The 11,407-nt window shown below is 69.2% G+C and carries 8 protein-coding genes and 3 pseudogenes; 2 read left to right on the top strand and 9 right to left on the bottom strand.

Annotation, left to right across the window (positions count from 1 at the left end; all coding sequences use genetic code 11):
• Positions 1–101: 101 nt before the first annotated feature.
• On the top strand, positions 102–542 hold the full coding sequence (locus AB0J67_RS35620; protein WP_363489252.1) for a helix-turn-helix domain-containing protein: 441 nt from the start codon (positions 102–104) through the stop codon (positions 540–542).
• On the opposite strand, the pseudogene AB0J67_RS35615 reads toward AB0J67_RS35620, so the two are convergent.
• From AB0J67_RS35615 to AB0J67_RS35595, 5 genes and pseudogenes are all read right to left on the bottom strand, one after another.
• Positions 494–784, bottom strand: a pseudogene (locus tag AB0J67_RS35615) (transposase); the annotation flags it as partial. The gene AB0J67_RS35620 and the pseudogene AB0J67_RS35615 sit on opposite strands and share 49 nt — an antisense overlap.
• A 476-nt stretch (positions 785–1,260) precedes the next feature.
• Entirely contained in the window at positions 1,261–1,809 is a 549-nt protein-coding gene (locus tag AB0J67_RS35610) for a hypothetical protein (RefSeq protein ID WP_363489248.1), read from the bottom strand.
• Positions 1,810–2,077: 268 nt separating this feature from the next.
• A complete protein-coding gene (locus AB0J67_RS35605; protein ID WP_363489246.1) occupies positions 2,078–3,334 on the bottom strand; it encodes a hypothetical protein in 1,257 nt (418 codons plus the stop codon).
• A gap of 109 nt (positions 3,335–3,443) precedes the next feature.
• Complete coding sequence (locus AB0J67_RS35600; protein WP_363489244.1) at positions 3,444–6,044, bottom strand: hypothetical protein; 2,601 nt, start codon at positions 6,042–6,044, stop codon at positions 3,444–3,446.
• A 262-nt stretch (positions 6,045–6,306) separates the two neighbouring features.
• On the bottom strand, positions 6,307–6,654 hold the full coding sequence (locus AB0J67_RS35595; RefSeq protein ID WP_363489242.1) for a hypothetical protein: 348 nt from the start codon (positions 6,652–6,654) through the stop codon (positions 6,307–6,309).
• Between the two features lie 528 nt (positions 6,655–7,182).
• Between AB0J67_RS35595 and AB0J67_RS35590 the strand changes: the two genes are divergently transcribed.
• Positions 7,183–7,431, top strand: a complete 249-nt coding sequence (locus tag AB0J67_RS35590; protein WP_363489250.1) for an ATP-binding protein — start codon at positions 7,183–7,185, stop codon at positions 7,429–7,431.
• Between the two features lie 228 nt (positions 7,432–7,659).
• On the opposite strand, the pseudogene AB0J67_RS35585 reads toward AB0J67_RS35590, so the two are convergent.
• The 4 genes and pseudogenes from AB0J67_RS35585 to AB0J67_RS35570 all read right to left on the bottom strand — a co-directional run bounded on the left by AB0J67_RS35585 (position 7,660) and on the right by AB0J67_RS35570 (position 11,077).
• Positions 7,660–8,896: pseudogene (locus tag AB0J67_RS35585) on the bottom strand (IS110 family transposase).
• Positions 8,897–9,247: 351 nt separating this feature from the next.
• Positions 9,248–9,982 (bottom strand): annotated as a pseudogene (locus AB0J67_RS35580) (IS110 family transposase); the annotation flags it as partial.
• Between the two features lie 418 nt (positions 9,983–10,400).
• The gene (locus tag AB0J67_RS35575; protein WP_363489240.1) at positions 10,401–10,784 is read right to left on the bottom strand and encodes a hypothetical protein; all 384 of its coding nucleotides are present in this window, start codon (positions 10,782–10,784) and stop codon (positions 10,401–10,403) included.
• Positions 10,781–11,077 carry a hypothetical protein gene (locus AB0J67_RS35570; protein ID WP_363489238.1) on the bottom strand — a complete coding sequence of 99 codons (297 nt, stop codon included), beginning with the start codon at positions 11,075–11,077 and terminating at the stop codon, positions 10,781–10,783. Before AB0J67_RS35570 ends, AB0J67_RS35575 begins: the two co-directional genes overlap by 4 nt.
• Positions 11,078–11,407: the final 330 nt, after the last annotated feature.

Raw genomic sequence — 11,407 nt, 5'->3', positions numbered from 1 at the left:
GTCGCCGCCCTGGTCTCCGACCGCACCATCACCTGGTGAAACGCCCCGGAGCGGCCCATCACGCGACCTCAACTATTGCGCACAAGATCGTTAGTTTCGGTATGGGTGATGGTCGTGGGCCGAGGCTCGCGCTGCTGGAGTTGACCGAGGTCGAGCGCGAGGCGCTGGAGGCGTTGACGCGTAGGCGCACCACGGCGCAGGCGTTGGCGTTGCGGGCGCGGATCATGTTGGCGTGCGCGCAGGGCTTGTCCAACAGTGAGGTCTCGCGGCTGCTCGGGGTATCGCTGCCGACGGTCGGGACGTGGCGGGCGCGGTTTGTCGTCGACCGGCTCGACGGGTTGTTCGACGAGCCGCGCCCTGGCCGGCCACGCACGGTCAGCGACGCTGACGTGGAGCGGATCGTGGTGTCGACCCTGGAGTACAAGCCGCGCAACGCCACGCACTGGTCGAGCCGCTCTATGGCCGCGGCGACGGGGCTGTCGCGGTCGACGGTACCTGGATGCAGGTCGGCCAAACGACGCATCGGCAGGCCAGGAAGGTAGGCGACCTGATGGCCGCAGGCGCGGGCGACTGCGACGGGCAGGGCGCCGATCGAGGACGGCTGGTCGACCACGACGAGTACCTGGCCGTGGCGGGCGAGTTTGTCGAGCACCTGCTGCAGTTTGGCTTCGCTGTTGGCCAGCGGCGCGTCGTACAGCCGTCTGCCGTCACGGTCGAGAGCCACCGCGTGGTGGCCTTCCTTGCCGACGTCAAGGCCGAGAAATACCTGGTAGTCCGCGTGCATGTATCGCCTCCCCGCGACACTTGCCCAGTGTCTCGGTCGCCGATCTGGCATCGACTGCCGGCAGCCACGTTACGAGGAGACCTGCCCAGAGTGCGGGTGGCCTTGTCCCTATCAGCGGTCGGTCGACGCCACCCGGCCCGGCGACAACACCCCCCGGATCATGCGTACGACAGGGGCGGTAAGTCATACCGGGCCGAGCGACCGAGCCGTCCCCGGCTGGGGACATCAAAAAGGTAACGGGGCAGTCGGTGAGTGCGGTTGACCGTGTGACCTGGCCCTGGGTGTCGCCATGTGTGCACTGCCGGCCCGGTGCTGTATGACAACCTCGGCACTCCGATCCACGCGAGCCTGTCCTACGTGTGCCGCGACCGCTGGGGGCAGGTATGCGAGACCACAGCGACGCCCGATTTACCAAGCCGCACGCGGCAAGGCTGACACCCCCACGTCAGCAACCGAGCGTCCGGTTCCACGCCAGCTCAACAGGCCCGACACCCAGGTCCACCACACGACCTGCCACGTTCGTGCAGCGCAGCCCGGGACAAGCGTTCGCGCACCGGGTCGCTCGTCCACGCCGGCGCGGTGGTTATCGCGTTCAGGTCGGGAGCCTCAGTGCTGCGGGTCCTGCGCCTCGGCGGCGTCCTGCCGCGGCCGTGCTCGGCGCGGGCGCGCTCCAGTGCCCGGCGGTGCACGTCGTCGACGTCGACCGGGCGCGGGAGTCCGACGGCCTTCATCACTTGGCCGATGCCTGCTTTGACGCGGGCATCGCGCGCGACGTCGGCTTCGAACCGCGACGGGGCCCGAAGGACCGGATGTCGGTGGCTTTCACGTTCAGCGCGGATCGCGCGCACGCCGTCGACCAGATCGGCAGGCCACATCCGCTGCCTGCTCGTCCGGTAGTGGCGCACGACGGCATCCAGCGCGAGCTCGTAGTCGAGGTGCCCGACGGCCTCGAACCAGGCGAGGACGTCGGCCTCGCCAAGGGTCCGCTGATCGAACGCTGCGGCCTTGGCCAGTACTCTGCCCATCTCGCTCATCTTCACAACGGCGTCCGCCCGCCCGGCCACCGCAGGTGCAAGCCGCTGCGGTCCGCCAGGGCCTTGTTTGCCGCCCCCGCGGGGTCAGTCGGCCCCGTGGCCTGCCAGCGGCCGGCTCCAGCTTGATGCTGCACCCGTGGTGCCTCGACAAGCCCGAAGCCCACGACGGTGCCGTACCGCGCCGCGAGTCGGCGGCTGCCGCTGCGGGTGTGGCGCGGCCGGCAACCAGACCGCACCTTGCTGATCTGCGATGATTCCACTAGATCTCGCCTCGTTCTTCCATCGCGGCGAACTTCGCCGCGAGCGCCAGTCCGGCCTGCACGCGCTGGTCAGTGGTGGACAGCGGCGACGTGGTCGATGCCGTTGTCGGTTCGTCGAGCCAACGGCCGGCACGCAGCCAGGTGCCCGGATGTGCGGTGTACTGGTCGCCGGCTCGGCGGCGGGTGCCGTCGTCGCGATAGCGTTCGGCTCCGGCGACGATGTCGTCGAGCTGAACGCGAAGGTCGCGAGCGATCGCGTCGAACGCCTTGCGTGCGCTGAGCTTGCCCACCCGTTTGGGATATGCCTGCCAGAACCGGTCGAACGCCTCGTCGACGTCCGCCCTCGAGCGCCCGGATCGGCGTGGGGACACCAGTGACCGCGACGGCGTCCTGTCTACCACGCCGATGCCGGTCGGCCGGCCCGCGGCTGGGGTTGGGGCTGGGGTTGGGGCTGGGGCTGGGGCTGGGGCTGGGGCTGGGGCTGGGGCTGGGGCTGGGGCTGGGGCTGGCGGCAGCATGCCGGCGAGCGATGGTGTGTTCCCTGTTCCCCACTCCCTGTTCCCTGCTCCCTGTTCCGGCCGCGGGAGTGTCGCGACCGGCTCGCGACAGGTGCGCGAGCCCTGCGAGATCAGCCCATCCACCGCCTCGGTTTGTGCAGGTGGCTGCCGGTCATCGTGGTCAGGCCCGGCGGTTGGGCCGCAGATGCGCGGGTTCGGGCAGGTGCCGTCGTCGCGTCGGCGTGGTCGGCGGGCGGTGACCACGACATAGTGGCGGCCGTTGACGGCGAACCGTGCGACACGTCGGCGTACCGCACGCCTCACATGCTCCTCGCGAAGGTCGGCGACCGGCTTCGGCGCCTGTGGCCGGCTGTCGAGCAGGTTCGCCTCGGCAGAGGTCAGGATGCGGGCGCCTTCGGCTTGGGGATCTGGGTAGCGCGGTTTGCTGGGCCTGTCGATGCGCTGGTGCTCCTCCCAGCCGGCGACCTTGAGGTAGCGCTTGCCCCCGACGATGTAGCGGACTATCAGTCCCTGCTCACAGAGGCTCGCGAGGTCGTCGCGAGTACTGTCGCGTGCCTCGCGTGGGTCGTCTTCGATGGGGTAGAGCTCGCTGGCGATGAGGCGGTGGTTGTCGCGTCCGACGCCGTTGTCGTCGACGTAGGTCCAGACCCCGGCGAAGGTCAGCCGGGTGCGGATCGAGACCCTCGCCAGGGTTTCGCTGGTCCAGAACTCGGGCTTGATGGTTCGGATCCTGCCCATGTGCGCTCCTCACGCATACTCGGGGGCCTGCGGAGTGCCGGTGCGCGGACCTTGTGGTCGGGGCACCGGTCTGCGGCGGGCGCCGCCACGCCGCTATCTGACGATCAGTTCAGGGGTGGCTGGACGGGTGGGCGGCCAGGTCGGCCAGCAGCTGCTGGGCCAAGCGGGCGGTGTGCTCGGACAGTTCCAGGCCTGCCTGGTGCAGGTCCCGGGTGAGCACGGCGAGGCGGTGGCCGACGGCGTCGGCGTCGCCGTCGGCGGCTGCGGCGCGCATCGCGCGGCAGGCCAGCGCTTCCGACAGCGGGTCGATGGTGCAAGCGGCTTCGAGCAGGGCCCGGGCCTGGTGGGGATCGGTGTCGGCATACATGGCCGCGGTCTGCACGTATAGCGTCAGCGTGCGGCGGCGTACGCGTTCCTCGTCGGTGGTGCTCCACTCATACAGGCAACCCTGGGCCAGCGGCCCGGTGATCTCGGCGAGGGCGGCGCGCAGGTGCTTGAGCCGGTGCCGGTCGTCGGGTGCCGCTGCGACCTGAGCGTATTCGTCGGTGATCGTCCACCAGTCGGCGTCGACGACGTCGGGGTTGAGGCGGTAGTGGCCACCGGAATTGACGACCGGCTCCAGGCGGCTGCCATCGGGTGTGGGGCCGGCGACGGTGCGGATGACCCGGCGCAGGTTTGCCACGTCCGTGGACAGCCGCTCGCTCGCGCGAGTGACCGTCGCATCGGGGTAGATCGCCTCCAGGATGTCGCTGATGGTGGCGCCGTCGCGGTTCATGACGAGGTAGACCATCAGCTCGCGGGCGGCGGTACGCAGCCGAGGTGCGGGCCGGCCGGCCTGGTCGAGGACCGCCGGCACGCCGAGCACCTTGAGGCGGACCGGAGACCGAGCGTCCTGACCGAGCAGGTGCCCTGCCTCGGCGAGGGTCCTGGCGAGCTGCCGCGGTGATTCAGGTTCGGCGGCGGTGAGCTCCGGCTCGGTGGTCGGCGGTTGGTCGCGCTCTGCCCGGAGCATCGACAGCTGCTGGACGGCGGTGGCGACGTCCAGGACAGCGAGTCGGTGCGCAGTGCCGGTGGCGCCGTCTGCGCCGACCCGCAGAGTCGTGCCACGCCGCCACTCACCGACGATGACGGCTCTGATCGCGACCGATTGTCCCAGCGCGACAGCGGTGGCCAGGCGGGTCAGCCAGCGCGGGTCCGGGGCGCCGACGATCAGAAGCAGCTGTGGCAGCGTCTCGGCGTAGGTGTCGAGTCCCTGCACGTCGAGCACTTCGGCGGTCTGCGCGTCGGCGACGATGCGCGAGCGGCGAATGATCTCCTCTTCGACGTAGGCGACCGCCTCGCCGATGGAGTCCGTGAGGTGCAGCCGCCGCAGCCGCGGCAGCACGTCGGCGGCGGAGCCGAGCAGCAGCTGCAGGGTGTCGGCGGGCACGAGCACCTGCCCTCGGGCATCCGGGGCGAGGTGCTGCCCGGATGACAGGGCGCCCACGAGCATCCCTCGTGCCGCGTCCAGGGCTCCCGGCCCGATCAGCCCGAGCCCTGAGGAGACGAGCACGTCGCTGACACCGACCGCCCCTGCCGCGGCTGTTTCGATCGTGTCAGCGGTCGGCTCGGCCACCGCAGGAGCCGGGCCGCGGCCCAGGGCACGGCGAATGCGTTTCATGAACGGCGATACCGGTGCCGGGTGCGGCCCGGCGGGCGGCTCGGCCGTCCCCGCATCAGGAACCGGGTCGGCGTGCCGGTGCCGCGACACCATCGAGGCACCGGAAGCCGGTCCGGCCGGCGGGTCGATGCCGGTGTCGTGGTGCGAAGGTGCCGGCTGGTCACCGGCAGGCCGCGAAGCCGTGGTCGCGTACGGTGGCGCCGGTGCTGTCCGGGTGCCGGTTCGGCTCGGCGCCGAGGCAGGCTCGTGGCCGGCTGCGGGTGAGGGCACCGGGCCGGATGGTGTCGGGACGCCCAACCCCTGCGGGGCGGCGTCCCCTACCTCGGCGTCGAGGTCGAAAGCGCCGGGTCTGGTGAGCGGGCCCGCCTTCCACAGCGTAGTGGCGATCATGGTCGCTTTTCGGAACAGTCCGAACAGACGCCAGTGCCGCGACCACCGCTCGCCGCGAAGCAGTGGCCCGCTGAGGCGGTCATGCGGAACCTGGCCGATGTGGGGCAGACCGACGGCGCCGAAGATCTGGGCGCCGGTGAACGGCCCGTGGCCCACGGTCGCCAGCCACACCTTGCCGCCGGTGGCTTCCGTGAGGGCCTGGGCGCGGCCCTGCACGAGGGCGAGCTCTGCCTCGACCGGACGTGCGACGACCACGACATGGTCGGCGGCTGCCAGGAAGCCGCCGCACGGGCCGCCGCGCTCCAGGCGGCCGACGTCGGCGATGACGACCTCGGCCGAGGGGATCATCCCGGCGCGGTCTGCGGCCACTTGTGCCGCGACCGCGTTGTCACGGGCTTGGCCGGCCACGACGTCGACTCCGATCGGCAGCCGGATCGCGTGTTCGCGGGCCTGCCAGGTGTCGTCGCGGCGCAGGTGTTGTGCCAGCGACCACAGGCCGGGGAACTCGAAGAACCGCCAGTAGGCGCCGATCTGCCCACCTGCCGGGTCGGCCTCTACCAGCACGGGCCGGGGTCCGGCCGCGGGCCAGGTCGCCGCTAAGGCCAGCGCCAGCGTGCTGGCCCCCGGCGAGCCCTTTAATGATCCGATCACGATGAGCATCAGCTCTCCCCCCAGGTGAAGGTCGCCGCATGAGTGCCGCATGGCGTGGTGAGACAGGTCTGGGCGGTTCGACGGCACCGGGACCACCACGCATCCGGTGCGGCCGACAACGGTCGTGACCGCGACGACCACGCTGCAGATGCCCGGGACTTCGGCGCCGCGTCCGGTGTCGACGCTGTCGGCGGGCGCCCGACGGCTTCGGCGCCGTCGAGCCATGACTGATCAGCCGTCACGCTGCTGATGGCCGAGACGGAGATCGTGCTCACCATGCTGATCCGCGCCTGGCGTCTAACTGGTCAGGCATGGGATTTAGGTCCATTCCGGCGACGATGGGCACTCGCATGGGCGGCAGCCAGGCGGCTGGCTTTCGGTCCCGGAGTGCCAGCAGCGCATCGGCCTGCGACGAGACCGCCTCTTCACCGCCGGTGAGGCTTACCGGATCGGCGGGCATGTGTACCAGATCGTCGGCGCCGACAATGGCCACGCGATGATCGGCTGCGCAGCGCCAGTGGTCCACGGGAGCGCGCAGGGCGGTGGCGGGTACGCGGGTGCGGCCGTCAAGGCATCCGCAGACTCGCAGCGAGATGGGGATGCAGACAACCAACAACATCCCGCCCAGTAGTAGGACGGCCGACAGTCGCCACACTGCCCCCGTAGATGTCGGGATGATCACGATGCTGGGCCGGGGTCCGGGGTGAGGCCACACCTTTCGCCATTCCTGAAGGGCTCCGTCGAAGTCGTCATATGCAGCGCTTTGCAGCGCCGGCTCGGCCGCCGTCAACGTGTCCCTTCGGCTTGATCGCATGCGTTTCCCTCCGGCATCGGGTTTGACCGCTGCGCCTGACGCACCACCCCGGCGCGGGGAAGCGAGGCGTCCAGGAACCACTGGTTCGGACGGTGATCGTGGCGCTCAGGCCATCATTCACAAAGGTCCACCTATTTCGCAAGACAAACCTCGCATGTTCGCTATACAAAGTTTCGACGGTGGCGTTCGTTCTCGTCACCAGGCGCCGTCGTCGCGACGGCTGACGCCAAGAGCAAAGTCCAAACACACCAGGACCTTGATCGCCTCAGCCGGAGGCAACGGCCAGGCCGCCAGAAGCTCCGACCTCGCCCTTCTCCGCCGAAGCGCGGCGACATCGGCATACTGCCCGCCGGCCGGGACGCCGCCGAAGCGTTCTACCGCGTCATCGACGCCGCCTACGAACGCCGATCCATCGCCGTAACCACACACATCCCAGATGGCTTCGACACGATCATGCCCAAGATCCTCGCCACCGCGACCATCGACCGGCTACTGCACCACGCCCACCTGGTCATCACCAAGGGCGCCAGCCACCGCCTGGCCGAAGCCCTCGCCGGCAAAGGAGTGACGCCACTGACCTAAACAAGATCCAGATCTGGTGACCGTCCATCCGGAGAACTGCGGCTCTGGCGAAGATCTTGTGGTCGTCGTGGTCAGGCGTTGAGCAGGATGCGGTGGCGTAGGAGTGCGAAGTTTGCCCGGCCGTACATGGGGATGATGATGATCTCGGGTCTGTCCAGCCAAAAGGTAGTACGGCAGTCACGTTTGTCAGCTGAGAGCGTTGACTCGAAAATGTGAGGGAGTTGCTGGTCAGGCCGTTGTGGGGTTGATCGTGACCGTGTAGCCGAGGTGCTCGAGCTGGGCGATGGCGCGGCGGCGTTGGCGGTCGGGGTCGATGCGGTTGAGGAAGTGGTCGGCGCCGAGGTCTTGGTAGGTCGTCTGACGGTCGAGGATGTGCCGGATCGCGGTGATCAGGGTGTGTGCGGTTGCGGTGGCGGCGCGTTTGCCGCCGCGGCGTGCGGCGATGCGCCGGAACTGGGCGTTGAGGTAGGTGTCCTTGCCGCGGACCGCGGACAGTGCCGCGATGCCGAGTGCGGCCTTGAGCCACTTGTTACCTGGCCGGGTATGCCCGGGCTTGGCCTTGCCCACCGGTCTTGTTGTTGCCCGGGCAGACCCCGGCCCATGAGGCCAGGTGCCGGGCGGTGAGGAAACGGTCCATGCTGGTGCCGATCTCGGCGATGATGACCTGCGCGGCGCGTTCGGAGATCCCCGGAACGCTGTCCAGGAGCTCGATCTCGCGTCGGTAGGGGTCGATCTCGGTGGTGATCCGCTGGTCGAGCTCGGCGATCATCGCGTTGATGGCGTCGATGTGGTGCAGGATCATCGCGGCGAGGAAGGCGTGGTGGTCGCCGAACCGGCCCACGAGCGCGTCGTGCAGAGCCGGGATCTTCTTGCGCATCGCCCCGACGGCCAGGTCGGCCAGCACACGGCCGTCACGCTCACCATTGATCAGAGCTTCGATCATGGCGCGGCCGGAGACGCCGAAGATGTCGCTGGCCACGATCGACAGCTTGACCCCCGCGTCTTCCAGGAGCTTCTCCATGCGCTGCTTCTCACGGTTGCGTTCGGCCAGCAGCAGGGTGCGTCGGCGGGTGAGGTCGCGCAGCCGGCGGATCGGCGGCGGCGGGACGAAGCTCGGTCGGACGAGGCCGTGGGCGACCAGGTCGGCGATCCACTCCGCGTCTGCCATGTCGGTCTTGCGGCCGGGCACGGCCTTCATGTGACCGGCGTTGAGCAGCCAGCACTCGACATGGGCTTCCAGGACGTAGAACACCGGCTTCCAGTAGCCGGAGGTGGACTCCATGCCGACCCGGGTGACCTGGTGCTCGGTCAGCCATGCGAGGAGTTCGAGTAGTTCTTTGGTCGTGGTGGCGAACTTGCGTTTGTGCATCTGCCAGCCTTTGCGCGGTCCCGGGACGCGGACGCAGGCGACTAGGGACGCCTTCGCGATGTCCAGACCCGCGACCCGTTGTTCCAGTACCTCGATTGCCATCGCTGTCACCACCCGGGGACGGAGGGGAGGGGCGGCGGCCGTCCAGCTGGGAGCGATCTTCACATAGAGGTTGACTCACGTGCTCGAAGCAACAGTCCAGGGCACCTGCCCACGCTCCCGCGTCCGATTATTCACGGGCTCAAGACACCAACGTTCTCAACGACGTCTGCACGAACGGCCGCCACCCACCATTTTCACGGACCCAGGGCGGTCGCATCGACCCCGGCAGATTATTCATGAGGCGCTTGTCGATGTCCGGTAGATCTCCAGCGCGGTGACGGCGGTGAGGGTGGCCGGGAAGCTGGCCAGCAGCCGCCGGTATCCGGTGGCCGGGATCTTCCAGTTCCTGAGGTGGGCGATGACGCGTTCCACGCAGGCGCGACGGGACGCGAGCAGGTGGCGCATCTGCTCCAGCCGGAAGGTTGCGTGGAGACGTCCGACGAGCTCGTCCGTGCCGCGGCGCAGCCGCCCGGCGCGGCTAAGCAGGGCACGCAGCTGCCTACGGGTGAGCCCGGCTGCCTCAGCTGGCGTTGGGGCGGCCATCAGTACCGCGCGGGCGTGTGCGGAGTCCAGGCCGAGGTTCTTGCCACCGTGGAATGCAGCCAGAAAGGCCGGGTAGTACAGGCGTAGGTGCGAGCGGAGGCGGTTGAGGATCTGCTGGCGGTCCCAGACGGCGTCCTGGTGGGCGCGCGCGAGTACCGCCACCGCCTGGGCCAGTTCGCTGTCGGCCGGCAGCGGCCGGTGAGCACTGATGTCGGTGCGCAGGATGTTGGCCAGCACACGGGCGTCGGCAGCGTCAGACTTCGCCCTGGAGACGCTGGTCCGGTCGCGATAGCGGGACGCTGCCAGCGGATTGATCGCGTACACCATGCGGCCCGCGGCTCGAAGACACTGGGGCAGCAGACCGTGTGGTGTCTCGATGGCCACCGGAATTAGATCTTTCGGGCTGTCCCCGTGAGCGGCCAGCAGGTCCAGTAGCGCGTGAAGGCCGGCCGCGTCATCGCTGATCCGAAGCTTGGCGACCTGGTCGCCGTCTTCGTTGATCAAGGCTACGTCGTGGTGGCTTTCCGCCCAGTCGATGCCTCAGAAGATCTGGCTCAACATGCCCTCCTCATCGTTGGAGCTAGCGCTTTCGCGCTGGTCAGCGCCATGCGGAGACGCGGCGCTCTAATAGAAGTGCTCGGGTCACGCCATATCATGAGCCGTTCGTGTCTCCAGCGGTCGACAGGGACTTCGGTCTAAATGAGAGCTCGAAGACTCGCGAAACTGCGGAGAGGTCGGCCCCTGCCGAGGGCTGAGAACATGAAACCGTGAGCAAAGCCGGTGCCGCCGGACAGGGCCACGCCTCCAGCACGGCGATAGGCAGGCGTGGCCCTGTCCGGCGGCTCTGATCGAGGAGCCCGGTCTGACCAAGGGGATCACGTCCCAGAACGGCGGAAGGGCTTCCATGACCTCGGTGGGCACTTGCGAAGCGTCGCTTGCACCCACCCGCAAGCTATTAGAACGGGATGATCGGGCCGCCATCGGCTAGGCCCGCGTACAACCCGGGCTGGTTGGTGAGCACCGAACAGTCGAGGTCGTATGCCGCGAGTACGGCGGACGCGGCGTCCAGGCGGCCGACTATATCGCAGGTGACGGCGAGCGCCCGCCAGTCGGTGGGCCACGGTAACAGCACCACGACAGCGCTGTGGCTGGCGAGCAGGTCCAGCCGGTCGGTGTCGGCGACGCTGCGGGCGGCTTCCACGAGGCAGAGGATCGGCAGGCCCACGGCCGCGCCCTCGTCGGCTACTTCAGCGATGACCTCGCCGACATCGATCGAGCCGAGCGTGAACGCCTTGATGGCCCCGGTGTCCAGGACGACCCGGACGTGGCCGTCGCTCACGCGGCGTTGGAGGTCGGCAGGCCGAGCTGTGCGCGCCACTCTTGCCGCAGCCGCGGGGTGCGCTGGCGGTCGGCGTCGGCAAGGCGGCGCCGAGCCCGTGCCTTACCCGCGTCGGTGACCTCGATCCCGACGGCAGCCAGCAGCGCCGCGGTGTCGTCGCGGGTGTCGGAGGTGCCGTTGGTCGCCACGTGCTTAGGATACCGCACACCGAACATGCCGTCACCCATGCCGGCCGGGCACGCAAGGCGGACGTACCCGAGGAACCCGACGCGGTAGGACTTGAGCCGCACCATCGGCGAGCGCTGTACCGCCCGGTTGTTCGTCCTGCTGGACGAGCTCCCGCTTCCACGAAGGCGCCGCCGGAAGGGCTACCCGTCCTGGGCTGTCCCCCTGGTGGCGTCGGCGACCCGGCGCTCGGTGTGCACCTCGACCACCGCCGGCTTTCCCCACTGTGCGCCAGCTGGTCGAACCGACCCGTCACCGCCCTCGTGGGCACGAGGTCTCCGGTAGAGGGTTCTACTTGGCCGGGCCGCGACGTGGACACGGCCGACGACCTCGCCGTGGTGCGCGGCTGGGGGCTGCTGCGCGCCGCCGCGACCGCGTAGCGTGAACGCCATGCAGGG

It is taken from the genome of Catellatospora sp. NPDC049609 (assembly GCF_040675365.1).
Classification (GTDB): domain Bacteria; phylum Actinomycetota; class Actinomycetes; order Mycobacteriales; family Micromonosporaceae; genus Catellatospora.
The sequence above is the reverse complement of the archived record's forward strand: the minus strand, read 5'-3'. Positions and strand labels throughout refer to the sequence as shown.